Here is a 25,450-nt window from a genome sequence, read left to right as displayed (position 1 = left end):
CCTACGACGCCCCCCATCTCCCATGATGTAGCGGAACGTTTACTCTTCCTTGCCCTGCTGCTTCGCCTTCAGCCAGCGCGGCGCGCCCTTGCTCTTGCGGTCCCGCTCGCGCTCCGCCTTGCGAACGGCTGGGCTCACGGCCTTGCCGCCGGCGGCCGTGTTCACGCGCGCTGCCGGCTTCGCCGCTGCAGCGCCGCTACGCTCGCCGCGGGCGCCTGGGGCCGCGGCGCTGATGCGCGCCGTGCCCGACGCAGGCGCAGCGGCATCCCGCGCGCTCGCGGCAGGGCCGCGCGCGGGTGCTGCGCCGCCCGCCGGGCGCGCAGCCTGACGGCGGCCGCGCATGGCGGCCGCACTGCGGTCTTGGGACGGGTCGACGATCCGGCCCTCGTACATCGCCTTCGGCGCGATCGTGATGCCGAGCTGCTTCTCGAATTTATCGAGAATGAATAGCTCCTTCGGCGTCACAATGGAAATGGCCGTCCCTTTGCGGCCCATCCGTCCTGTCCGCCCCACGCGGTGAAGATAATACTCCGCGTTCATGGCCGGATCCAGATGGAAGACATGGGTGACGCCTTCAATATCAAGCCCTCTGGCTGCAATGTCGGTTGCTAGCAGCAGTTGAAACTTACGATCGCGGAAATGGGTCATGACTTTAGCCCGCTCCGTTTTGCCGGCTTCCCCATATAAGGCCTCAACGGAAAGCCCTACGTATTGCAGCTTGCCGACCACCTCAGCGATATCAGCCGTTGCATTAATGAAGACGATCGCGGAAGCTGGATTAATTAGACGTACTAATCTGCGCAGCGTATCGATTTTATCTCTCTCGTCACACACAAAATAACAATGCTCCAACGTTTCCGCCGTACGCTGACTTGGATTGATTTTCAATATAACCGGTTCTTTCATCCATCTCTGAGCCGTTTGCTCGATACTGGCCGGTATCGTCGCCGATACGAATACGGTTTGACTGGAACGCAGTGTTCCCTTGAGGACGGCTTCGACCTCATTCATAGAGCCCAGCTCGAATACTTGATCGACTTCATCGACAATGGCCAGCTTCACATGATGAAGGGTCAGTTTACGCATTTTCATCAGCTCGAGGATGCGCCCCGGCGTGCCAACCGCGATATGAGGGTGGAGCTTCAGCTTTTCCACCTGTCTGACAACCGCTGCACCGCCGATCAGGGATTGCGAACGAATGGCGTTTCCTTCCGTCAACATCTCAATTTGCTGCATGATTTGCATACCGAGTTCTCTTGTAGGTACTAGCACTAATACTTGCAGCTGTTTTTGCTGCGGATCGATTTTCTGAAGAGCCGGCAGTAAATAAGCGAGTGTCTTCCCGGTTCCCGTTTGCGATTGGATAATCGCATCTTTCCCTTGCAGCAGAGCAGGGATCGCTTCCTCTTGGATCGGCGTTGGCTGTTCAATGCCCATGGCGTGTAATTTATGTACATAAGACTGCTCGACCAGCAGTTGTTCAAAGCTTGCGTTCACTTCCGAAAACCCCATTTCTTTAAACCTTTTTTTTCAATTATAAGCCACGCTGTATAGCGATACAAATCAGTAAAGGAAAAAGAGGCTGACCTTTAGCCATTTTCATGACGTAGGGCAGCCTTAGTTCAGTTTTTTCGCGGTAGGTGCTAGAGCGTGGAGGCTGTAAAGGCCTTTTCGGGCCTTACAGACGAGGCCCAGCGGCTTTACACGGCTGTAGCGCCCCAAAAGGGTGCTACAACTCGTTCTTTCCGCGGAAGGGGCCGACGGCGGCGGCTGTAAAGGCCTTTTANCGCGGAAGGGGCCGACGGCGGCGGCTGTAAAGGCCTTTTAGGGCCTTACTAACAAGGCCCAGCGACATTTCACGGCTGTAGCTCCCCAAAAGGGCGCTACAGCTCGTCCTTTCACCGCAGCCGCCGGCGGCGGAGGCTGTAAAGGCCTTTCCGGGCCTTACTAACAAGGCCCAGCGACATTTCACGGCTGTAGCTCCCCAAAAGGGCGCTACAGCTCGTCCTTTCACCGCAGCCGCCGGCGGCGGAGGCTGTAAAGGCCTTTCCGGGCCTTACTAACAAGGCCCAGCGACATTTCACGGCTGTAGCTCCCCAAAAGGGCGCTACAGTTCGTCCTTTCACCGCAGGCGCCGGCGGCTGAGCCTGTAAAGGCCTTTCCGGGCCTTACTGACAAGCCCACCGGCTTTTCACGGCTGTAGCGCCCCAAAAGGACGCTACAGCTCGTCCTTATCAGCAGTTGGCGCATCACACGCGCTACTTTCCAAGCGACATGCACTTATGAGCTTTGCCCTGCATTCGGTTGATCTGATGCTTTTCATTTCTTTCGAATTTCTCCAGATAGACGACAACATCCTGTTTCACGTCCAGAATCATTCGAGTGAATGGATGAACGGATTCCATTTGGGCCGGTCCCGCAAATACAAAAATAAAGAGGAGGGATGAAGCGATCGCAATCCCCCATGATTGCGCCCCATACTTCCTTTTCTCGTTGGCTCGCTGACGATCAAGCTTTTCCTTCATCGTATGCCACGAATTCGGATTGTAGTTCACATCCGCTGCTGAATCGGCATAATGCCCAATTACAGCCCGTTTCAGCAGCTCCTCCCATTCCTGGTTGTCATCCCATTCTCTATCACTCATGCAACGTTCCCCACTCCTCAAGCAGCTTCTGCTTGATCGCTTCGCGTGCACGAAACAATCGCTGCCTAATCACGCCTTCAGTGACGCCGAGCTCAATGGCCATATCTTTGTATGACAAATTATGTATCCATTTCATCGCAATGATTTGCCGGTAAGACGGGCTCAATTGATTGATGTATTTAATAATCGCCTCACGCATAAGCTTCAATTCCACTTCTTTTTCAAGCGGGACCAAATGTTCCGCAGAAGGGGCAGCTTCCTTCGTTACAAGACCGAGCTCGGATTCCAGCTCCTCCCGATTCCGCTTATGCTTGCGCAGATGATTCAGCGTTACGTTTCGCGTCAGCTTTTTCAGCCAGCTTTCATACTTGTCTATTTCTTTCAACATGGGGGCCTTGCCGACTGCTCTTAAAAAAGATTCCTGAATAATATCTTCAACAGCTGCATGATCTCTCAATATAAAATAAATCATCGGGTATACAAGTAAATAAAACTCCTGGTAGACTTGCTCTTGAATGTCTTTATCCAACGAATAAAAGTCACCTGTAAAAATCAGCATCAGATACTTCGACATAAAAGCCCCCCGCCACAACCAGCGCTAACCATCTCTGTTCCTACTTTATATTAGGGCATTCGCGGAGAGTAAACAATATTATCCATAAAAAAAGTGGAATTTCTTACCTACTGCATGAGCGCCGTTTTTTCCTTCAACCATTGGAATACCGCATCCAGCGCTTTCTCATCTTCCTTTTTCGGAAACCGATGATCCAGCCCTTCATATAAGGCCATGGTGTAATCTTTACCCGCGCGTTCTAACGCCGCTGCCAGTTTGCGGGAATGTCCAATATCCACCTGGGTGTCCTTGGTTCCATGAATGATATAAATGGGCGAGTTCACTTGCTCGGCCCAATGTGCTGGGGAACGCTGAATATAAGCGTCTGCCTGCTTCTTGGGATGTCCGACAACCCGTTTCAGCATCCTTCTCATATCGACCCGCTGCTCATACGTATCGAACATGTCACTGACGCCGCTCCAAACGACAACAGGTCCGACCCCGCTGCATTCTTTGGCCGCCAGCATCGCCATCACGGCTCCCCGGGAGAAGCCGATTAAAGCCACCGGCCCCGGCTGCACTTCATCCAGCGCTTGAACCATAGGAATCGCGTGAAACAAATCGTACCGGTCCTCGCCGGCAAAGTCCTCACGACCTTCCCCGCCTTCATTCCCACGGTAAAAAGGAGCAAACACGACATATCCGCGCTGAGCCATCGATACGATTCTGCGTTTGCGGACCATGCCGACACGGCGGATTCCGCCGCGGCAATAGATGACAGCCGGTCTTGGCGCATCTCCTTCGGGAACGGCTAAATAACCCTTTACCCGTAAACCTTGGCTGCTGTAAGTGATCAAATAAAGCGTAACGTGCTTGGCATAGCAGCGCAACTGCTCCCTTTGCAATAATTGCCCGTCTTCAATGATGGTTCCCGCGGTTGACATGCAAACCTCCTTAGAGTTAGCAAAAGGTATTTTGACAGTAGTGGCACCTTGCGTTAGACTGGTAAGAAATATCCACTTATCGTACTCTTTAATATTCCATCCGAAGGGATGATCCTATGAATACAGAATTCGAAAAAGAATTCGAGGCATTGCTCGAAAAAACCGCCGAACTGATCACGGGCGACACGTCGCCGGAAATGATTGAGAAGATCAAAATCTGGGCCATTTATAACCACATTCATAAGTCGCTTCCCGCATTAGCTTCCCATTGGAATCAAACGCATCCAATCGGAAAAGCCGAAGTGCGCCGCATTTTTGAAGAGGTACGCGATTTAAATCAAGCTCTTAAGTCTAACCAAACGAATTCATGAGAAAAAGCGGGACTCCCATCCATGTGACCGGGGCCCGCTCTTTGCTATTCCAAAGATTTCTCATTTTTTATTCAATAATTTATAAGCCAACTTGTCGAACGCCCTGGGAAATAAATGAAACAATTTAATGCCGGCACCTGCAACAAAAGGCAGATTTTTTTCAGGGATGTTTCTTTCTACCGCATGGATCAGCTCTTTCACGACCTTTTCAGGTTTCAGCATGAACCACGACACATTTTTCACATAATTGCCGCTTGGATCGGCTCTATCGAAGAAAGGGGTCGAGATCGGGCCCGGATTAATGGCTGTAACCGATACGCCTGAGCCCATCATTTCCTGACGCAAGCTGTTGGTGAAGCCAAGCACGGCATGTTTGGTTGCGGAATAGCCTGTTGATTTGGCTGATCCGATTTTGCCCGCCATCGAAGCGATGTTGACAATATGCCCGCTTCCCGCTTTCAACATGTGCGGAAGCACAGCCTTGGTGCAGCGAACCAAGCCCATGTAGTTGACATCCATCATCTCTTCGAAATTTGCAAGAGGCGCGTCTACAAAAGACTCAAAGATACCATAGCCCGCATTGTTGATCAGAATATCAATTCGCCCAAATCGCTCAATGACCTGCGTCACGACGGCATTTACTTGCTCCGTATTTGTCACATCGAGTGGATACACAGCGTGTCGGCCTTGCAAGCCCGCAGCAATTTCTTCTAATTTCGCCGTGCTCCGGGCGGTAAGAACCGGGATCGCTCCCTTGGCGGAAAAATGCTCCGCCATCACGGCTCCAATGCCGCTGGATGCCCCGGTAATCAGTACTACTTTATCCGAAATATTCACCGTGATTTCTCCTTATGTCAAGCCGTATAATCCAACAGAATCCGCAACAAAGTCCCCCAAAAGTGACCCTTAACCTTTGAAGCAAATTCCGTCCACACCCAAGCTTTGCTCAATCGGCGTCTAAACTCACCATTTAATGCGGTCAACTATCTCCGAATTGCTTCGATAAGAGTTTAGACATTACTTTTGGGGGAGCCCCCGGTTATCCACAGAAATGTGATTCGCATAATTTCTTATACTATAAAAAATGGAGCTGCCGCTTCTCAGCAGCACTCCATCCATAATTCGATATGCCTTGTAATAACACCTGCTAGGTAATGAGAACTTGAATATCCAGCTCGCCGATGCTATCCATAATTAAAGGAATCGTAAGAGCCTTCTTTGGCACAAAGCCTGCAGCTGTAGCTGACTGAACGATCTTCGGAGGTGTAATGTCGACACGAACGCCCTGATTGAACAGCATCGTACTTGCATTGCCGCTAATCATATTCCCGAGTTCGGAGATGGCGCTCTGGCCCATTTCATCCATTTCCGTCACAGTAAAACCGCCCATCATGGCAGATACCATTCTCAGCGCTACCTCTTCTGCCAGACCAAATACAATGTCGCCTTCCATTTGACCGGTCATACCGATTTGAATCCAAATGTACTTTTCCACAAATTTGACGTCTTTGACGCCGAGCTGCCCTGTCGTAGGACGAATGTTAGCGACCTGCTCGATGACGATTCTAGCCGACTCCAAAAAGGGGTTAATGTACTCAGCCTTCATAGCTCCGATCTCCTTTGTGAATAAAATCCGCAGAAAATACGACCTTTTCCAACATTATACCTAATTTTTCGGGACAAGTATACTGCATTTTTTCGGCTCAATAGTACCAACTGCTCACATGCGCATGCTCATCATGTTCCCGGAACTATACCGTCGGAGCCCTCTTCTGAATACAATGATACCGACAGTACTTAGTACGCACACCGCGATTATCAGTCCCGCAGCGAACCATGGGTTCATATGGCGCATAAAGCCAATTGGCATATAGCTGATAAAACCGGCCGGAATCGCTGTGAACAAAAGCACGCGCGCAACGCCGCGGAATATGTCGGTCGGATATGTAGATAACGTAACCGTACTAATAAAGAATTGCCCGGCTATCCCTTCAGCATTTCCGATATAAAAAGCCAAACACTGCACAATGAGGTTCAAAAACAGGAAAATCAGCATGCTCAAAATTAATGAAGCTATGAATTTAAGGATATGAATGATCGTAAAGTCACCGATATAAACGAAGATCAATAGGCCAAAAAGCACATCCCCAATAGCTGTCATAGACATCCGACTGATGAGAACGTGAAGGAGAACGGGTTTGGGCTGGGCTAAATATGCATCCAGTTGTCCGTTCGCGATCAGGGAAGCCAGCATGTAGACATTCCCAAAAAAGACGGCCGATAAACCGTAGCCACCGGCACCGATAGCCCACATCATCATAACATCGCGCAGCTCCCAGCCATTAATAACCGGGAAGCGATTGAAATATAAGCCCCAGAAAAAAATCCAAACCAGGTTATTCAGCATCATCATGCCCGCCGTCATCAGGAAGCTCATACGAAACTCCATGGCGCCAGCCAGATTCAGCTTCCAGCACGTCCAAACAAATCGAAGCAAATTAACCGCCGTTGACATTCAGTTTCCGCACTCCTCTCCGATACATAACCGTTACAGCCACTGTAAGAATGACAATCCATATACCTTGAATGCCGAGCATCCGCAGCAAGGCGTCCCCGTCAAAGCGTACAGCTGTTTTCGAAGCGAAATAAAGCACTGCTTGAAATGGCAGCCAAGCGCACACGCGCTGCAGCGGCTCCGGGAACATTTCCAGTGGCAGCATCATCCCGCCGACGGTAAAAAGCAGTTTATGATACACAAACTCGAGACCCCGTGTCTCTTCCAACCAGAAGGCGCAGAGCGCTAAAATCATATTCATCAGAAATTGGATCGTGATACCTCCCAGAGCCATGAAGAGATATCCGAGCCAGCCCCAGCCAAAAGATGGAAAGCCAAGCAAGAGAAGACCGAGCAAACTTCCTACAGTCAAATTAATCGGCCATCGCACCCAGACTTCACCCAGATAGCTGACATAATGAAAAAGCAAATAGCTCACGGGCCGAGTCAGACGGTACCCGACATCGCCGTTCTTCACTTCTTGCTCAATTTTGGTCGTCAAACTGGGGAACGCCATGACCAGCGATTCGGCAAAGATCAAGTACCAAATCATCTGCTTATAGCTGTAACCGTTAATCAGCGAAGTACCTTCTCCACGGTAAGTAGTCCCCCATAGTTGCGTGAAAATATATAAAATAAGTCCGAGGAAAATCGTTTTCACAAGGAAGTCAATGACATAAACGAACTGATTCCGAAGCGTAACGCGACCAATTGCGCTATATTTCGCAAGCTTGAAAGACATACTCATGGCAAATGAGCCTCCTTCCTCTGCTGGGAATAAATATGAGTGATAATTTGCTCCATGGGCGGATCCTCTACGGTCAAATCCAGAATTCGGACTCCCTCCATCAGTTTGGATAGCACTTCTTCAATGGCTGCCTTCGACGTGTCGATAACAACCGTCATTTGCTGACCGCCGGTATATTGCACATCCGCATGCGGAATCTGCGGTATTTCGTGTACTTCTTCCGCAAGCTGCAAACGAATCGTCTTGGCTGTCAGGAAATCTTTCTTCATGCGTGTGACTTCATCATCCAAGATGATCTCTCCATGATTAATTACGATCGCACGCCTGCAGAGCTGCTCAATATCGCCTGCATCGTGCGAGGTCAAAAATATCGTTGTGCCTTCTTCCCGGTTCATATCGCGGATCAGCTCGCGAATCGTTTGCTTGACGACGACATCAAGTCCGATCGTCGGTTCATCCAGAAACAGCAGACCAGGGCGATGCAATAAGGAACAAGCGATCTCGCAGCGCATCCGTTCCCCAAGAGATAGCTTGCGTACCGGCGTATTCAAGTAAGGCTGAAGCTCAAACCGCCTGATCAGCTCTTCACGCCGCTGTAAATAATCGCTGCGCTTCAACTCGTAGATGCGGCTCATCAGTTCAAACGTATCCGTTGGCGGCAGATGATACCAAAGCTGCGACTTCTGGCCGAATACGGAGCCGATGCGGAAGGCCAACTGCTGCCTCTCCTTCCATGGGTTAAAGCCAAGCACTTTCGCGCTGCCTGATGTTGGGTGCAGAATGCCTGTAAGCATCTTGATTGTCGTTGATTTGCCCGCTCCGTTAGGCCCGAGAAAGGCCAGCACTTCTCCTTGCTCTGCTGAAAATTCGATGGGTTTAACGGCTTCTTTTGTCGTATAGGTTGGGCTGAAGAGAGAACGCAGACTGCCTCGAAACCCTTCTTGCTTTTGTTTGATTTGAAAAGACTTCGTTAACCCATGGACCTCAATGGCTGTCATACGCAGCACTCCTTCTTATGAGATGCGCAGCATGCCTTAAAACGCTTAGCGCTCAGAATTAATAAATTGGTTAATATTAACATATAGGAGATACTGCCTACAAGATATGAGATAAACTAGTACTAGACAAATATATAATTTTCTGTCGAATCCTGATACAATTATGGTAGAAAATGACTTTAAAGGGGCTCTGAAAGCCGATTATGTTTAAACGGACCATAACAAATCAACGTACGACACTATTACAAAGTGCGCTAGTTTATCATATTTTTTCCTTACTATTACTGCTCATTGATGTTTTGATCCTGCACCGTATCGAATATTTGCGAAATTTGAAGTATGCGGGATTTAGTATTGATATCGTGATAATATGCTTGATTCTGGGGTTTACTTTATTTGGCATGAAGCAGTTCAAATTGCATGAAGCGAATATGCAAGAAAAAGTGGAACGCTATAAATCACTTTATGACAACCATCCGGATTCCATTATATCCTTCAGCCTGGATGGTGAGGTTCTCTCCTCCAACCACGGCTTGGAAAGCCTGCTCGGTCTAAGTCAAGACACCTCCCAGCTAACTTCTTTCATTCCTATGATTCATCCGCCGGATTTACTCAAAGCCTTACATCATTTTCAAGTGGCTTCGGCGGGAATGCCGCAGCACTTTGAAGCAGCTTTCCTTCATCAGAAAGGTTTTCCGGTGCAGTCGAACGTCACCTTCGTCCCAACGATGGTGGACGGCCACATTGTGGGCGTGTATGCGATTTTGAAAGATTTAACCGAGGTCAAAGAGCAGAAGAAGGAGATCGATAAACTTCACAGGCAAAATCAGCTCATCCTGAACTCCGTTTCGGAAGGTATTTATGGCATCGATATGACCGGCAGGACGATTTTCTGGAATAAAGCCGCAGAAGCGATGACGGGGTGGAAAGTGGATGAAATGCTGGGCAGACAAATCCATAACCTCATCCGGCCGGAAAAAAGCGACGGCACCCTATACTCGCGAGAAGAAAGCCCTATTCTGAACATGGTCTTGAATCGGGAAGTGACGATTGTCAAAGAGGATGTGTTCTGGAGAAAGGACGGGACGTCTTTCCCCGTAGAATATATGTGCAGTCCCATGTTGGAAGGTAAGGGACAGCTATTAGGCACTGTCATCACCTTTGTCGATATTACCGAACAGAAAAAAACGCAGGAGCTCCTTATTAAGTCCGATAAGCTTTCAGCTGTCGGTCAGCTCGCTGCCGGCGTTGCGCATGAGATTCGGAATCCACTTACGGCTCTGAAAGGATTTTTGCAACTGCTGAAAACGAACAGCCCCAAAGAGCAATATTATATTGAGATCATGCAAAATGAGCTTCAGCGGATCGAATTCATTGTGAATGAATTTCTGTTCGTGTCCAAGCCGCAGGCCATTCATTTTGAGCCACGCAGGCTGGATTCTATTGTGATGAGCACCATTGAGCTGCTTCAGCCGCAAGCGCTGCTGGGCAACATCGAGCTCGAAGCCGAACTCGAAGCCGAACTGCCGCTTGTGTCCTGCGACGAGCATCAGCTGAAGCAAGTGTTCATTAATATTTTGAAAAACGCGCTGGAGTCTATGTCCTTAGGCGGCGTGATGCGGATACAAGCATTCTCTGCTAACCACGGCAAAGATTTGACCATCCGTTTCATTGATCAAGGCTGCGGTATCGCCCCAGAACGGCTGCCTAAGCTTGGAGAACCTTTCTACAGCACGAAAGAAAAAGGAACCGGTCTGGGTCTGATGGTATGCTATCGCATTATCGAAGCCCACGACGGCACGATGAAAATCCGCAGCAAACTGGGCGAAGGCACGACCGTGGAAATCACGCTGCCTGCCATGAAATAGAAACTAATACTTTGCGGGGACCCCAAATAAAATTAGGAGCATGGACATGAAACATGGATTTCTCATTGATTTAGACGGCACGTTATACCGGGGGCATGAGCCGATTCCTCATGCTGCTGCTTTCATCCGCATGCTGAATGACAAAAGCATGCCTTATTTACTCGTGACGAATAATTCGTCGCGAACGCCAGAGCAAGTTGCCGAGCATATGCGCGAGCTCGGCATCGATGTACCCGCAGCGGCCGTGTACACTTCGTCACAAGCGGCTGCACAGTACTTAACCGAGCAGCAGCAAGGCCAGCGCGTGCACATGATCGGCGAAGCCGGATTGCAAATAGCCTTGGAGGCGGCCGGCTTCCTCTTGAATGAGGGGACGCCGGACTACGTTGTCCAAGGCATTGACCGCAGCTTCACCTACGCGAAGCTGACGGAAGCGGTCCGCCACCTGCATAGCGGCGCGACCTATGTAGTAACCAATCCCGACCGCATACTGCCGTCGGATGGAGGGCTGCTGCCAGGGGCGGGCTCCCTGGCAGCTTCGATCACCGCCGCCTCCGGCGTGGAGCCGGTGGTGATCGGCAAACCGTCGCCGATCATTATGGCTTACGCCATCGAGCGGCTCGGGCTACCCGCCGCCGATGTCTGGGTCATCGGCGATAATGCCGCAACGGACATCCGCGGAGGCGCGATGGCCGGGTGCCGTACCGCGCTCGTGCTGACGGGCGTCGCCACGACGGCGAACGTGCACGAGCAGCTGGCGTCGGCAGGCGTGACGCCGGACTTGATCTGCGAAGACCTGCAGGACTTCGTCATGCAGACTAGGCTGAATGATGGAGCAGGTTTTGCCAACCGTCCATAAAGATTTTCACCGTGAGGAACAAGAACAATACCGCAGAGACCAGTGACATGATCCGTATGAATCTGTTGCTGGACCATTTGCGGGAAACGCCCGAGACGATTGCGATAAATCCGGACCAAACAACGCTAGCAGCAAAAAAACCGGCGATAAACACCGTGGTCGTCTTCAAATCGTGCGTACCGAAACTGGCGATAATGGGACCTGCTACGACAGCGAACCACAAAATAACGGTTGGGGAGGATAAGGTCAAACCAAGCCCCCACCAAAACTGTTTGCTTTCCTTTGTCTCTGCCCCCGATAGCTGCATCTCTTCTTGCCGGCTGAGTGATTTGCGCAGCATCTGAATCGTCATCCACGCAAGCACCAGCGTACCCCCGATCCACAATACCCACCGGATGACAGGGATTTGGAAAATGACCGTTACCCCTAACAAGGCCAATACCAAATAAGTCAGATCTCCAAAACAGGAGCCAAAGCCTAACTGGAAAGAAGATTTAAAGCCTCTCTCTATGCCTGTTTTAATCATCGCCACGTTGACAAGCCCGAGATCGCAACAGAGCGATAATGAAAATACAAATCCTTTGATAAAAGCTGATAATAGCAATGTCTACGCTCCTTTCCTCAAGTACAAAAGCTTGTCAGTACTTTCAGATTAATCGAATTGGCCGCTATCGTCAGGAGCCAATTGGCAGTTGATTTCGCAGGCCAATTAGGTAAAGATAGGAGTAACAGCATTTTTCAAAGGATTGAAGTTACGATGCATATTGAAATCAATCGAAATCGGGAGCACAAAGAATCCATTCCGATGCAGATTACCAGACAAATTGAAACAATGATCGTAGACGGCACTTTAGCTCCGGGCAGCCAGCTTCCTACCGAACGGTTTCTGGCTTCTTTACTCGGCGTGCATCGCAGTACCGTAACCAAGTCCTTCGAAGAGCTTCGTGCGGTCGGATTAATCCAATCGGCGCAAGGCCGCGGAACTTACGTTAGCGATAGCTTATGGAATTTATCTGCTTCCAAGTTCTCCGAGTGGCGAAGCTATATGGCATCAGGACTCTTCAGGCCAACCCAAAGCCTGCTCCGTAAAGTTCGGGAATTGACGATGGATCCGATCTATTTGAACTTAGCAGATGGCGAAATGTCCCCCGACCTTCTTCCGGTAGACATGGTCGCAGATATGCTCAAGAGAGGCAAACGTCCCTTGCCCTTGCATTATCCGGATGCCAAGGGCGAGCTCTTTCTGCGTGAAGCCCTAGCGGCACACCTGCTCCGCACTTCCAGCATCAATTGCAAGCCGGAGCACATCTTGATTACATCAGGCGCCCAACAAGCGCTGCATTTGATCGCCCAATGTCTCCTGAGTCCAGGGGACAGCATTGCCATTGAGGGCCCGTCCTACCATTATTCGCTGCCTCTATTCGGCGCATCCGGCATTCGCTTGCTTCGCATCCCTTTCGATCGTGACGGCCTATTGCCAGACGAGCTGCTCTCCTTGCATAAAATGCATCGCATCAAAATGGTCATCACGATGCCGACCTATCAGAATCCGACCGGTGCCGTGCTGCCCTTAGCGAGACGGCTGCGATTAATCGAAATTTGCGAAGCGCATCGCATCCCTATCGTGGAAGATCAAACCTTCGGCTCGATTACACTGGCCGGCGAGCCTGCGCCACCGCTTCCGCTGCTCGCTCTCAGCGGGGCCAAAGAGTCCATCCTCCATATCGGCAGCATGTCGAAGACGACTGCGCCGGGGCTTCGGCTCGGCTGGATGGTTGGTCCGAGTTCGGTCATTGACCGGCTCGCTGATGCCAAACAGCAGATGGATTTCGGTACGAGTCCGCTGCTTCAGCATCTGGTAGAAACTTTTATCACCTCTTCGGCATGGGCGGAACAGCGGGAAAACGTGCTGAGAGGCCTTACTGTAAAGCGAGATTACATGCTGGAATCTATGGCGAAGCATCTCACCGGCAAAGCAGAATGGGAGAAGCCGACGGGCGGCTATCACATCTGGTGCAAGCTGTTAAAGCCCATTACAGAGACCGAGCTGCTCGAACGCGGTATCCGGCAAGGGGTTCTTTTCGTACCAGGCGGTGTTTACGGGGCGGACAAAGGATACGTACGATTGTCCTACGCCCGGGCGAACCGGCAGGAAATAGAAGATGGCATTGCCAAATTCGCCAGTATCCTTGAACCTTAGGTTTTCCTTTCATGCAAAAAGCCGCTGCCGCCCTCATTAGCTGAGAGCAACAGCGGCTTTACTTATTCAATTCGATCCCAGTCGATATCTAACGGGAGGCCTGTTTCGTGAAGCTTGCCCGCCTGGGCATCCTTCTGCAGTTCCTCGAGCCATTTCAGCTCCATGAAAGCGCGTTTGTACCAACCTGCCATCATATGAAGTACGACGCGCGGAACCGTGGGGATATGTTCCTCGTACAGACTCTTTGCTCTTTGCATGATAATTTTTTGCGCCATAATTTTGTGCTCGAGAATTTCGGCGATTTTATCCTGATCCCCGTGCACCGTAAAAGGCAATGCCACATAGAGCGGATGATAAAACTTGATCTCCTCATGCAGCTGTTCCAAAAGCATTTCTTGGAACTTCTTACGGCCTGCGTCGGTCACTTGATAGATCGTTTTCTCCGGTCGATTCGACTCGCGTACGACTTCAAGAGCTTCAACGTGGCCGTCCTTCTTCAGCTGATCCATCGCATAATATAATGAACCGTCTTGCAGCTTCATGTAATTGTGCATGCCTCGTTCTTTCATGATCTGCCGAATTTCGTACGGATGCCGATTGGCTTCCATTAGCAGTCCAAGAATGACGAGTTTCATCGACATCTTGATGACCTCCTAGAAGTATTCCGAAGGAAAACTGTCTTTGTGACCTTAAACACTAGTGAGTCGCTGGAACCGTGCCTTTGACGGGAGCTTTACCGACTTCAAGCTTAGCATTTCCCATGAAAAGGATGAATATCAACCCGATGACGGCCAGCACGATCGTGGTTTGGAACACAACCGCGATGGAATCAGCTAAAGCCGTAATCATCTTGTGCAGCACCTCTGGCGGAATCTTAGCTCGAAATTCAGGTTGAAGTAGCACATGTGCGTCCTTTAAATTTTCGACCATTGAAGGATCCGGCACAGCCGCCAGTAATTTATCGTTTAAGCTATTCACCTGCACGCTGCCGAACACCGCAACGCCAATAGCGGAACCGACCGAACGGAAAAAGCCGACCAATGAAGTCACAGTTCCTCTGCGGCGGAAGTCCACCTTATGCAAAGCGGACATGGACGTTACCGGGAAGCACGCGCCGATGCCAAGCCCCATTAAAATCATAAACACCGTAATCGTCCAGCGTTTCGAATCAATCGAGATGCCACCTAGAAGAGAGGTCGCAATGATAAGCAGCGCTACGGAAACTAGAAGTACATTTCGATAAGAGAATTTCCCCATAAAACGTCCACCCAACGTACTGCTGGCTACGACCCCAAGCATCATCGGCGTGAGCACGGAGCCTGCACTAGTAGCTGATCCTTCGAAAACACCTTGAATGAACAAAGGAATATACGTACCTGCGGAAATGAGAACGGCACCGTAAGCGAAGCTGACTCCCATGCTGGAGCTGAACAAGCGATTTTTGAACAAATCCAGCGGTACGATAGGCTCGGCAGCATATTTTTCAATCGCAATAAAAATAGCGAGCAGAACTACAAAACCGGCAAACAAGAGGGTGATTGGCATGGAGTTCCATGCGTACTCTTTACCGCCAAGCTCCAAGGCGAACATGATAGACAAGATCGCTGCTGTCAGCAGGATCGTGCCGCCCCAGTCAATCTTCGCTTTGCTGTGCTCCACGGTCTCATGATAGGCAAAGATGATAAACAACAACGAAAGAACACCTAACGGGAGATTGATGAAGAAAATCCATTCCCATGTTACATGGTCTGTGAAATAAGCTCCGATAATCGGTCCCAACACACTGGATAATCCGAAAACCGCACCGAAAAGCCCCTGCATTTTCCCACGCTTCTCAGGAGGAAAAATGTCAAAAATAATGGCGAAAGTGATCGGCATGAGTGCTCCGCCACCAATGCCTTGGATGGCCCGGTAGATAATTAATTGCGTCATCGAGGCTGCCGTTCCGCAAAGCGCGGAACCTGCCATGAACACAATAATTCCGATCAGGAAAAATAACTTGCGACCATACATGTCGGACAGTTTACCGAAGATCGGCATGGCTGTGACATTGGCGATCAAATACGCGGAAAAGACCCAGACAAATTGATTAAATCCGCCTAGTTTAGATACAATGGTCGGCATTGCGGTAGAAACAATCGTCTGGTCAAGCGATGCGAGCAGCAGGCCCAGCATCAATCCGACAACCGTCCACGTTGCATTGGACTTGCGTGTTAACGACATGAGTGTAACTCCTTTTATTTACTTGTAAATTTTCAATACACAAATTATTATATTCAAATTTGAATAATTATCAAAGGAGAAAATTGTTATAGTCATTTGCCCAATACTGATGATTTATCATATAATGAAGTTAGAAAAGCTTTTTATGTCCTTTACAATTTCGATAAATTTTATTTGTATCCCAATCGAAAGCAGGAGGTGTGCTCATGAATATGAACCAGTTGGAGACGCTGCTCACGATCTCTAAAACGATGAGCTTTCGTAAAGCTGGGGAGATTCTTAACTTGACCCAACCTGCCGTTTCCGCGCAAATCAAAAGCCTAGAAGACGAATTCGGCACAATTCTGATTGACCGTAATCAGCCTGTCACATTGACCGACAGCGGGAAGTTATTTCTTGAACATGCGGAGAAAATGCTGCGGATCGCCAGCGACTTAAAGCAGCGGTTATCCGACTTGCAACAAACGCCACAGGGACATATCCATATCGGAACGACGACATCCATTGCTATGCAGATTTTGCCCCGTGTCCTCTCTTATTTCCAAGATCAATTTCCGTTAATCAAAACGACGATTCATTCCATGACTTCTTCCCAAATTATGAACAGCGTGGAAAGCGGTCAGATTGATATCGGCATCACTTATTTATTTGAAAAAAATCAAGCGCTTGAAACCTCCGTCCTTTACTATGATACCTTTGAACTCATTGTGTCTTCCCAGCATCCGCTCAGCCGTTTTTCTCATCTGTCCATTGAGAAGCTCCGCAACATTCCATTCATCATGTTATCTCCGGAAACTGCCGGACGGCGTTTCGTCGATCAGGTTTTCACCAATTACGAAGTATCGCCGCATATCGTGATGGAGCTTTCTAGCAGCGAGGAAGTGAAGCGTATGGTTGAACTGAATCTTGGTGTGGCTATCATTTCCAAGTTATCCGTCGCTGACGAACTTCGCCATGGCACCTTAAAAATGCTGAAGGTAAATGAATTGGATAGTACCCACCCCGTAGGTGTAGTATATAAGTCAGGACGTTACTTGAATTCCGCCATGCAGCAATTTTTAAGAGATTTGAAAGGCATGCCGGAGACCCAATTTCTTGGTTCTGAATAGGCAAAACGCTAAGGAGGCCCTTATGAAATTCGATCTACATACCCATCATGACCGCTGCGGACACGCGCAGGGTAAGATTCGAGATTATATTGAAGCGGCTATTGCCGGCGGTTTGAGCGTTATCGGTATTTCCGACCACTCGCCTTATTTCGGAAGCTCCGAGGATCAAGCTCAGCCTTTGATTGCGATGGCGAAAAGTGAGTTCCCCCGCTATGTAGAGGAAGTTTTAAAGCTCAAACAAGAATACGAAGGCAAAATCGACGTACTTCTCGGTGTGGAATCGGATTTCTTCCCGGAGCACGCCGAAATATATCGTCAGGAATATAAAAAGTATCCATTTGACTATATCATCGGCTCCGTTCATTTATCCGGAGGTGTCAGTATTTTCAACCGCAACCGCTGGAAGAAACTGAACGACGCTCAAAAAGTTGAACATAAAGAGGAGTACTACCGCCTTATCTCGGAATCCGCACGCGCGGGCATGTTCCACATTCTTGGGCACATCGATGCCATGAAAGGATTTTATCCTGAATTCTCAAACATCTCCACGCCAAAAGTGAACGATACATTAAAAGTGATTGGCGAATGCGGTGTTGCCATTGAAATTAATACGTCAGGCAAAACCAAAGATGTTGGCGGCTGGTACCCTTCCGACGAAATCCTGGAACGGGCCCTGCATTACGGCGTAGAAGTCACCTTCGGTTCCGATGCACATATTCCGAGCCGTGTCGGCGACGAGTGGAATGAAGTCAGCGCCAAGCTAAAGGAAATCGGCTACAAGCATTGGGTATATTTTAAAAATCAGCAAAAACAAGTCGTGCCTTTATAAATATACAAAAATCTCCTGCGCTAGTCACAAGCGAGGAGATTTTTTTATTTGCCGCCGCTATTCTTCTTCGCCGGCCGCGGCCACTTCCATGAACGACAGCTTAGGACGCAAGCTTTGCTCCAGAACGACCATAACCTGCTCCGGCTGCATCGGACGGAAGAAGTAGTAGCCTTGAATCTGTCGGCATCCGTTCTCGACGAGGAAACTGGCTTGCTCTTCCGTCTCTACGCCTTCAGCAATAATTTCCAGCTGAAATGAATTGGCTACCGAAATGATCGCTTTGATCATAGCCCGATCCTTGTCATCCGATTGGACGCCACGGACAAACGATTGATCCAGCTTGATTTTCGTAACCGGGAACCGCTTCAAATAGCTTAGCGAGGAGTAGTGCGTACCGAAGTCGTCGACGGAGATCGCAATGCCGAGATTGCGTAATTGACGAAGTGCGTCCATTTGCTCATCCTTCATCGCCACATTTTCCGTGATCTCCATCTCCAAAAATTTAGCCTCTAAGCCTGTTTCCTCCAGGATATGACAAACCTTATCGACGAATCGCTCATCATGCAGCTGCCGCACCGAGAGGTTGACAGAAATGGCTAAAGGCTGCTTCAAATGGAGATGCCACGCCTTCATCTGAGTGCAAGCTCCGCGCAAAATCCATTCGCCGATCGGCACAATCAAGCCCATCTCTTCGGCCAGCGGGATGAATTCGGCTGGGGAGATATAGCCCTTCGCCGTATGGTTCCACCGAAGAAGGGCTTCAACGCCGATGATTTTTCCTTGCATACAATCGACTTGCGGTTGGTAAAAGATTTCCAGCTCATTCCGTTCCATCGCCTGCCGCAAATGATTGCCCATCTCAAGCTTGGTTAGTGAGTTCGTTTCCATCTGCTGATTGAAGAACGTATACGAGCCACCGCTCTCTTTTTTCGCCATGTACATCGCGATGTCCGCATTCTTGATCAGTATATCCCAGGTAGTGCCGTCTTGCGGGTACTGAGCAATACCAATACTGATGCTGACAAAGAAGGAGCGATTAGAAATGATGCACGGTGTCTTGAATAAATCTAACAATTGTTCGCACAGACGCTGGACATCCTGCTCATTCAAACAATCCGTCAGCAGCATAGCGAACTCATCGCCGCCAAACCGAGCAAACGTGTGGTAGTGAAGCCCAGCTTGCCGGATACGGTTAACGACTTCCTGAAGCAGCAAGTCTCCCATATGATGACCATGCGAATCATTCACCATTTTGAAATTGTCCAAATCAAAAAACAGCACGGTGAGCGAAGTGTTCCGGTCGCTATGACGCTCAAGTTGTTCCTTCAGCAACGTTTGGAAATGAGCACGGTTGTATATGCTGGTCAGTATATCATGGTAGGCCATATAAGACAGCATCTGTTCGGATTCCTGCAATCGCCTTGTATATTGCTGCAGCTCATGTTCTCCAGCTATCAGTTCTTCGTTCACGGCGGTCAGGTCCTCATTGGCCTCGAGCAACTCCTGCGTACGGTCCTGTACCATGCGGCTTAGCTGATTTCGCTGTCTTACGATATAGATATAGAACAAATGTCCAAGCAAAAGCACTAAAATATACGCGCAGCGTATAAGCTGAACCTGATTCTTCACCTTTTGGATCGAGCTGCTTTGCGGGAGCGCTGCGAGCTCCCATATATTTCCGGAAAATTCGATGGTTGCAAACATCGGCTTCTTTAGAAAAATATCATTATCGCCAAAGAAGGCCGGCTGGCCCGGAATACGAACCGCCACTTGCAGCGAACCGTTGTCCTTGCCCTTCACGCCAGATTCCACTAAGAGCTTGTCCAAATCCAAGCCAACCGAGATAAAGCCCCAGAAATGACCCTCTCGATACAACGGTTTCCGCGCGACCAAACCATTGTTTCCTTGGAGCAATCCAAAAGGTCCGTCGACTGTCATGCTCTGCGTTTTTAAAGCACGCTGTATTTGTTCCTGTACGTTAACTCTCGGATCGTTCAACAAATCCCAGTTCACAATGCTCTCATTACCTTGGCGCGGGTATACGTACTTGACGATGCCGCCAGGTACGATCAGCAGATTAAAAGCGGAACTTTGAACGCCATAATATAGAGAACCTATGTAATTCATGACCTCTTGATCACTCTTGCCTTCCAGATAGCCCGAATTGACATAAGCCTCCAGGCTTGCCATGAGACTAAAGTTTCGATCCACAACATTTTTTAAGGCAAGGGCCCGTGAAGATAGTTGAGATTCCTCGGATAGATGGAGTTCGTGCATCAATGAGTTTTGGTAATTTTTGAGGACAACCTCTACGGAAGAGATCAAAATGACAAAAACTAGCGCTATTAGGGTGTAGTGAATTGCTCTCATACTAGTCTGCTCCCTGAGAAAAACATTCTGTCTTGAGTAAATTCATGTAGTTTATAATAAAATCCTCTGTTTTAAGACATAGGGATGAAAAAAGACGATCTTCTTCTATTATTTCATTCATAGGCCTAAAGTTGCAATATTTTTATTCGCCGATTCGCTTGAATAGTCAAAAAGACCCTAACACAAAAAAAGGGACCTAGCCGACGGGGCCAGGTCCAAATTATATATTAAAAAAAGGGGGTCTTGTTTATTATATTACCCCACCTATGTTATGGGACGATAACAGGAATGTATCATTTGTGTTACAAAAAACGGATTTACACATACTAGGGCAGTAAATCATTTGGATAGGAGACAAACCACTGTGAACGTAGAAGAAATAATCGTGGAGCAAATTTCAAAGGATGCTGTTCGACTGAACTCTATAGACGATTTGGATGTCTTGGTGGAGGCGATCGGGGACAAAAAGTATGTTTTGCTAGGAGAGGCTACCCATGGCACTTCGGAATTCTATAAACTGCGAATGGAATTGAGCCGCAAGCTTATTGAAATGAAAGGTTTTTCTTTTATCGCCGTTGAGGGTGATTGGCCGTCTTGCTATGAGGTCAATCGTTATGTGAAACATTATCAGCATGCTAAAACGGATGCCCTTGAAGTGCTAACAGACTTCAATCGCTGGCCGACGTGGATGTGGGCAAACGAAGAAATCTGCGATCTGGTGGATTGGCTCAAGCAGCATAATGCAGAGAAACCGGTGGACCAAAGGGTAGGCTTTTACGGTTTGGACGTGTACAGTCTTTGGGAATCGTTGGAGGAAATTGAGCGGTATTTGCAGGAGAACGGAACAGCCGAGCAGCTGAACTTGGCCCGCCGTGCGTTCGAATGCTTCGAGCCATACGAGAAGGAAGGGCAATTCTACGGCGTGTCCGCAGCTTTCTACGGGGAAAGCTGCAAGGACGATGTCGTGAAGCTGCTTGGTGCGCTTCACGCCAATCGTGTGCGGTACGATCAGGATCGCGAAGCGGCCCTCAGCGCGGAATTGAACGCGCTGGTAGCCGTGAACGCGGAGGACTACTACCGCACGATGGTGCGCCACGACGCGGATTCGTGGAACATCCGCGACCGCCACATGACCGAGGCGCTCCGCCGCCTCGTCAGCTTCCACGGGCCAGACGCCAAGGTGATCGTCTGGGAGCACAACACGCACATTGGCGATGCGCGTGCAACGGATATGATAGAGGACGGCATGGTCAATGTCGGCCAGCTCGTTCGCGAAGCGCACGGCGAAGCCGATGTGTTCGCCATCGGCTTCGGCACTTACCGCGGCACGGTCATTGCCGCGAAAGCATGGGGCGCGCCGATGGCGACGATGCAGGTGCCGGCCGCCGTGCCCGGCAGCTGGGAGGAGCTCCTGCATCGTGCAGGCGCGCATGATCAGATCCTCCTGCTGCGCAAGGAGGATCCGCTGTTCGGGCACGAGGTGCTGGGGCACCGTGCCATCGGTGTCGTGTACCGCCCGTCTTACGAGCGAGGGAACTACGTTCCCTCGGTCATGGCCCGGCGGTACGACGCTTTCGTGCATGTGGACGAAAGCCATGCGCTTCGTCCATTAACGATAGAAAAAGTGCTTGTGTGAAGGTTCGCACAAGCACTTTTTCTAGGATGTTCACATCGACCTATTTCGGCGAGTCGATCTTTTTTTTCCTACTCAATCTCTAATCACTATCCCTACTGCTCAGGTCAGCAGGGGTTTACCTGGGGTTTTCATGTACTTTCATTATGAAATAAACCATTATGGGGAAAAGAGGGCATGTGTCTATCTGAGCAAAGGGGATAGTGCTGAAAGGGGCAGTACTCTCAACTGAGCCCTGGGGATAGTGCCCTTAGTAGTCATGCTTCTTACTAATTCCTAGAGATAATGCACTTAAATCATGCTTCTTACCGATCAAAATACGCGATTCTTCCAATTCATCAACTTCGCTGCAGTTTCAATATAGAAATAATCTCCGTAAATAAGTCCAACGTTTACATTCTGTTCAGCCGGCTTATTTCCGGTTGCTTCACGTAATATGGACTCCCGCGATTGATCGAGTACGGCATATCGTTCTGTTAAGGTCTCCATGATTCGCAATGCTTGATTGCGATACAGGTGCGCCTCATCGCCCGGAACCAGGTCAGCGATTTCCAGAAGACCCGAAGCTGCACAGGATGCAGCGGACGTGTCTTTGAGCTGCAAATCCGCATCGCCGGTACGGAAATCCCACAGCGGGATGGGATCGATCGCTGTTTGTGCCATAAAATAATGGGCGACCCGCTTCGCAGCATCCAAATACCTACGCTCGCGCGTATACCGGTACACATTCGCCAACCCATGCAGCGCCCACGCCTGCCCTCTGCTCCAAGCGGAAGTCGGCGAAAATCCTTGCCCCCCTAGCGCTTCAATGAATGCACCCGTATCCGGGTCGAAGCTGACGATATGACGGACCGACCCGTCATTTCGTATAAAATGCTCAAGAACCGTGTCCGCATGAGCCATCGCCACCTGCTTGAATCGGGCATCGCCGATTTCTTCGGCTGCCCATAAGAGCAACGACAAGTTCATACTTGAATCGATGATCGCCCAGCCATGTTTGTCTTGATTCCATGCACGCAAGAAGCGGCCGGCCAAATTAAAACGCCCCGCCAGGAAATTAGCGGCTTGCAAACCTCTCCTCCGGCCGTCTTTATCGCCGGTCATCTTATATTTCGCCACAGCCGTAGGCAAAAACTGAAATCCAACGTCATGATGAAAATTGTTTTCCTGGGAGAAACAAGCTTCTATTTTGGCATCCCATTCCCAGGCATGTCGGCTATACTTCTCATCTCGGGTCATATCATACATGATCCAGAGTATCCCTGGCCAGAAGCCGGATGTCCACCAATCTAGCCGAAAGTCATCATATACGCCATCTTTGTCCACATGCGGAGATTTGGAACCGATTTGTTCGATCATGATGTCGACTTTCTTTTGCAACAATGGCCACACGGTTGTTATATCCATCACTCGTTCACTCCTTAGCTCCGTCGTTAATTTCAATAAACGCAGTTTCGAACCCTTCCGCATGCAATCTGATGATCGATTTTCCACCTCGCGGCTAGTGATTATTCAGCTTGTCTTGTCGACATACTTCCCTCACACCTCCTAAACTGCCTCGAATATGCTCCCATCCGTTAATCAAGCGTTTAGTAATCAGGGGTTACCCCCTGCAGTGGATTTCCGTATCACACCTATTCTAATGCGATATGAAAAGATAGACTAGGGGGAAACTTATTATGGACTTGTCATTTTATAAGATTGATCCGAGGTGCTTATCCATGATTCGTTCCATCGCTATAACCACCGAGCTCGAGCTGTGTATCGATTTGCCTTTAAAATCGCTTGCTCAAAGCAATATTCTTTGGTATTGGGTTGATTTCAACAATCCCAGCGAAGACGAAGCCCGGCAGTTGAAAGATCATTTTCACTTTCACCCGCTCGCGATCGAGGATTGCTTCTATTTACTGCAAAGACCGAAAATGGATCATTACGAAGATGTGCATTTCTTTGTCATGCATGCGATTAATGCGAAAACATTGGCTGCCGAAGAAGTGGATATGTTCATGGGGAACAACTACCTGGTCACATTTCATTTACATGAATCGAGGGAAATTGAAGATGCTTGGAGCCGAATTGCGGAGCAAGAACAAATAAGAAGCCAAGGTCATATTTATGCGGCTTATTTAGTACTGGATAATTTGGTGGATCAGTATTTCCCCAGCGTCTACCAAATCGAAGATCAATTAGATCAAATCGAAATCAACGTCCACAAGGAATCCATTCAAGTTTTGATGAGCCAAATTTTTGATATAAGGGCAAAGTTGTTAAAATTACGCCGTACCATCGTACCAATGCGGGATCTTCTTTACCGGGTCATCAATACAGAGCGAATCGATCAAATTCGAGAGCACCAGTTATTTTTCACCGACATTCATGACCATTTGCTCAAGCTTGCTGAAATGATTGAATCCAACCGCGATATGACCGCCGATATGAGGGACAGCTACATTTCTCTGAATTCAAATCGCATGAATACGATCATGAAAACATTGACCGTCATCACCACCATCTTCATGCCTTTGACTTTTATTGCCGGAATTTATGGCATGAATTTTCAGTATATGCCGGAATTACAGTGGCATTGGGGCTATTTTGCCATTCTGCTGCTCATGTTCGGAATCGGGTTCGGCATGTTCACTTGGTTTCGAAAAAAAGGCTGGTTCGACTAAAAACGTGTAAACCCATGCGTTTGCGAATGAGGAGGAAATTTAGCGGTATGGCATCTGCCTAATTCACTTCAAATCTGTAACGATGGTAAACATCGCTATTTAACTCGTTGCCATTTATTTTTACGTTTGTAACGCTGAATAACACACTAAGCATGCACGAAAGCTGACATGAAAGAGATTTAAAGAGGCTGTCTTCAGTTATCCACAAAAAACACCAAATATTTACAGCCCACTTTTTGCCGTATGAACTAAAAAAGTAACATTTGATCAAGGTGACGCATTTTTCCAAAAAAAGGATATTCACTTGTCATAACCTTAACGAATGATGATTCTCTGGGGCTCTTGAACAGTCTTGTTCGCAGTATCCACTTTTTGACGGCCTTTGGATGTTTTGGTAGGTGGTCGGAACAAGGCGGCTATAAACTGCTCCCACGTATGGAACAGGTAGATCTTAAGCAGCTTTAAGACCTCCCATTGACTCTTATCCGTCTTTAGGTCAAGCGTGATGAGCAAACTAACGGCGAAGGCAATGAGAGATAAAAAAAGTTGGTTCCATACGGCATCGGGATCACAGCTATACAGATTCACAAGGTTTAAGTGTTGCTTAACCCACTTGAAAAAGAGTTCAATCTTCCAACGGTTCTTGTAAATGCGTGCCACTTCTGCCGCCGACAGATCCCAGCGACTCGTCAAAACCCGGTAGCGTTGTCCTTTGTGATCCACGAACTCAACCAAGCGAACAGGCTTGGTGGTTTTATTCGTGAGCACATCCACATCTCGGATGACCTGTGTTTGACCCTGAATCGGCGAAATCTCGCGTTCACTACCTTCTACAGGAAAAAGGTTTAGTTTATCCCGAACGCGTACCACAAAC

The 25,450-nt window shown here is 48.9% G+C and carries 23 protein-coding genes; 8 read left to right on the top strand and 15 right to left on the bottom strand.

All coding sequences use genetic code 11. The annotated features are described in order from the left end of the window. Nucleotides 1–39: 39 nt before the first annotated feature. The 4 genes from ACFQZT_RS13350 to ACFQZT_RS13335 form a co-directional block, all read right to left on the bottom strand. Nucleotides 40–1,497, bottom strand: a complete 1,458-nt coding sequence (locus ACFQZT_RS13350) for a DEAD/DEAH box helicase (RefSeq protein WP_379300531.1) — start codon at nt 1,495–1,497, stop codon at nt 40–42. Nucleotides 1,498–2,258: 761 nt separating this feature from the next. Continuing rightward, entirely contained in the window at nt 2,259–2,645 is a 387-nt protein-coding gene (locus ACFQZT_RS13345; protein ID WP_379300529.1) for a hypothetical protein, read from the bottom strand. Next, nucleotides 2,638–3,219: an RNA polymerase sigma factor gene (locus ACFQZT_RS13340; protein WP_379300527.1), complete on the bottom strand. Its 582-nt coding sequence runs from the start codon at nt 3,217–3,219 to the stop codon at nt 2,638–2,640. Before ACFQZT_RS13340 ends, ACFQZT_RS13345 begins: the two co-directional genes overlap by 8 nt. Nucleotides 3,220–3,326: 107 nt before the next feature. Next, a complete protein-coding gene (locus tag ACFQZT_RS13335) occupies nt 3,327–4,142 on the bottom strand; it encodes an alpha/beta hydrolase family protein (RefSeq protein ID WP_379300525.1) in 816 nt (271 codons plus the stop codon). A gap of 116 nt (nt 4,143–4,258) precedes the next feature. Between ACFQZT_RS13335 and ACFQZT_RS13330 the strand changes: the two genes are divergently transcribed. After that, entirely contained in the window at nt 4,259–4,513 is a 255-nt protein-coding gene (locus ACFQZT_RS13330; RefSeq protein ID WP_379300523.1) for a DUF2573 family protein, read from the top strand. 60 nt (nt 4,514–4,573) lie between these two features. Here ACFQZT_RS13330 and ACFQZT_RS13325 read toward each other — a convergent pair whose 3' ends face one another. The 5 genes from ACFQZT_RS13325 to ACFQZT_RS13305 form a co-directional block, all read right to left on the bottom strand. Further along, on the bottom strand, nt 4,574–5,350 hold the full coding sequence (locus ACFQZT_RS13325; RefSeq protein ID WP_379300521.1) for an SDR family NAD(P)-dependent oxidoreductase: 777 nt from the start codon (nt 5,348–5,350) through the stop codon (nt 4,574–4,576). A 310-nt stretch (nt 5,351–5,660) separates the two neighbouring features. Continuing rightward, nucleotides 5,661–6,119, bottom strand: a complete 459-nt coding sequence (locus ACFQZT_RS13320; RefSeq protein ID WP_379300519.1) for a chemotaxis protein CheX — start codon at nt 6,117–6,119, stop codon at nt 5,661–5,663. Nucleotides 6,120–6,233: 114 nt separating this feature from the next. Next, entirely contained in the window at nt 6,234–7,028 is a 795-nt protein-coding gene (locus ACFQZT_RS13315; RefSeq protein WP_379300517.1) for an ABC transporter permease, read from the bottom strand. Continuing rightward, nucleotides 7,012–7,815, bottom strand: a complete 804-nt coding sequence (locus ACFQZT_RS13310) for an ABC transporter permease (protein ID WP_379300515.1) — start codon at nt 7,813–7,815, stop codon at nt 7,012–7,014. Before ACFQZT_RS13310 ends, ACFQZT_RS13315 begins: the two co-directional genes overlap by 17 nt. After that, nucleotides 7,812–8,813 carry an ABC transporter ATP-binding protein gene (locus tag ACFQZT_RS13305; protein WP_379300513.1) on the bottom strand — a complete coding sequence of 334 codons (1,002 nt, stop codon included), beginning with the start codon at nt 8,811–8,813 and terminating at the stop codon, nt 7,812–7,814. Before ACFQZT_RS13305 ends, ACFQZT_RS13310 begins: the two co-directional genes overlap by 4 nt. 203 nt (nt 8,814–9,016) lie before the next feature. On the opposite strand from ACFQZT_RS13305, the gene ACFQZT_RS13300 reads away from it, so the two are divergent. Both ACFQZT_RS13300 and ACFQZT_RS13295 read left to right on the top strand, forming a co-directional pair. After that, complete coding sequence (locus ACFQZT_RS13300) at nt 9,017–10,681, top strand: PAS domain-containing sensor histidine kinase (RefSeq protein WP_379300511.1); 1,665 nt, start codon at nt 9,017–9,019, stop codon at nt 10,679–10,681. A 40-nt stretch (nt 10,682–10,721) separates the two neighbouring features. Continuing rightward, the gene (locus ACFQZT_RS13295; protein WP_379300509.1) at nt 10,722–11,540 is read left to right on the top strand and encodes a TIGR01457 family HAD-type hydrolase; all 819 of its coding nucleotides are present in this window, start codon (nt 10,722–10,724) and stop codon (nt 11,538–11,540) included. Here the strand turns inward: ACFQZT_RS13295 and ACFQZT_RS13290 are convergent. Further along, nucleotides 11,500–12,144: a LysE family translocator gene (locus tag ACFQZT_RS13290; protein ID WP_379300507.1), complete on the bottom strand. Its 645-nt coding sequence runs from the start codon at nt 12,142–12,144 to the stop codon at nt 11,500–11,502. The genes ACFQZT_RS13295 and ACFQZT_RS13290 overlap by 41 nt on opposite strands. A 153-nt stretch (nt 12,145–12,297) precedes the next feature. Between ACFQZT_RS13290 and ACFQZT_RS13285 the strand changes: the two genes are divergently transcribed. Further along, nucleotides 12,298–13,740 carry an aminotransferase-like domain-containing protein gene (locus ACFQZT_RS13285; RefSeq protein ID WP_379300505.1) on the top strand — a complete coding sequence of 481 codons (1,443 nt, stop codon included), beginning with the start codon at nt 12,298–12,300 and terminating at the stop codon, nt 13,738–13,740. 62 nt (nt 13,741–13,802) lie between these two features. Here the strand turns inward: ACFQZT_RS13285 and ACFQZT_RS13280 are convergent, their stop codons facing one another. Further along, on the bottom strand, nt 13,803–14,381 hold the full coding sequence (locus tag ACFQZT_RS13280) for a PadR family transcriptional regulator (RefSeq protein ID WP_379300503.1): 579 nt from the start codon (nt 14,379–14,381) through the stop codon (nt 13,803–13,805). Between the two features lie 55 nt (nt 14,382–14,436). Next, nucleotides 14,437–15,963, bottom strand: coding sequence for an MDR family MFS transporter (locus tag ACFQZT_RS13275; protein WP_379300501.1), 1,527 nt, complete (start codon nt 15,961–15,963; stop codon nt 14,437–14,439). A 206-nt stretch (nt 15,964–16,169) separates the two neighbouring features. Here ACFQZT_RS13275 and ACFQZT_RS13270 point away from each other — a divergent pair, with 206 nt between their 5' ends. Beyond that, a complete protein-coding gene (locus tag ACFQZT_RS13270) occupies nt 16,170–17,072 on the top strand; it encodes a LysR family transcriptional regulator (protein WP_379300499.1) in 903 nt (300 codons plus the stop codon). Nucleotides 17,073–17,094: 22 nt separating this feature from the next. Beyond that, the gene (locus tag ACFQZT_RS13265; protein ID WP_379300497.1) at nt 17,095–17,901 is read left to right on the top strand and encodes a histidinol-phosphatase; all 807 of its coding nucleotides are present in this window, start codon (nt 17,095–17,097) and stop codon (nt 17,899–17,901) included. A gap of 57 nt (nt 17,902–17,958) precedes the next feature. On the opposite strand, the gene ACFQZT_RS13260 is transcribed toward ACFQZT_RS13265, so the two are convergent. After that, complete coding sequence (locus ACFQZT_RS13260) at nt 17,959–20,271, bottom strand: bifunctional diguanylate cyclase/phosphodiesterase (protein ID WP_379300495.1); 2,313 nt, start codon at nt 20,269–20,271, stop codon at nt 17,959–17,961. 364 nt (nt 20,272–20,635) lie between these two features. Here ACFQZT_RS13260 and ACFQZT_RS13255 point away from each other — a divergent pair, with 364 nt between their 5' ends. Then, the gene (locus ACFQZT_RS13255) at nt 20,636–21,907 is read left to right on the top strand and encodes an erythromycin esterase family protein (RefSeq protein WP_379300493.1); all 1,272 of its coding nucleotides are present in this window, start codon (nt 20,636–20,638) and stop codon (nt 21,905–21,907) included. A gap of 309 nt (nt 21,908–22,216) precedes the next feature. Here ACFQZT_RS13255 and ACFQZT_RS13250 read toward each other — a convergent pair whose 3' ends face one another. Next, a complete protein-coding gene (locus ACFQZT_RS13250) occupies nt 22,217–23,311 on the bottom strand; it encodes a glycoside hydrolase family 88 protein (protein WP_379300491.1) in 1,095 nt (364 codons plus the stop codon). Between the two features lie 314 nt (nt 23,312–23,625). Here ACFQZT_RS13250 and corA point away from each other — a divergent pair, with 314 nt between their 5' ends. Then, entirely contained in the window at nt 23,626–24,576 is a 951-nt protein-coding gene (gene corA, locus ACFQZT_RS13245) for a magnesium/cobalt transporter CorA (RefSeq protein ID WP_379300553.1), read from the top strand. 315 nt (nt 24,577–24,891) lie between these two features. Here the strand turns inward: corA and ACFQZT_RS13240 are convergent. Continuing rightward, nucleotides 24,892–25,450: transposase (locus ACFQZT_RS13240; RefSeq protein ID WP_379300490.1), on the bottom strand; the 559-nt coding region annotated here is incomplete at its 5' end.

Source organism: Paenibacillus sp. GCM10027628, from assembly GCF_042676385.1.
Taxonomy (GTDB): Bacteria; Bacillota; Bacilli; order Paenibacillales; family NBRC-103111; genus Paenibacillus_E.
This window is presented reverse-complemented; position numbering and strand designations above follow the sequence as displayed.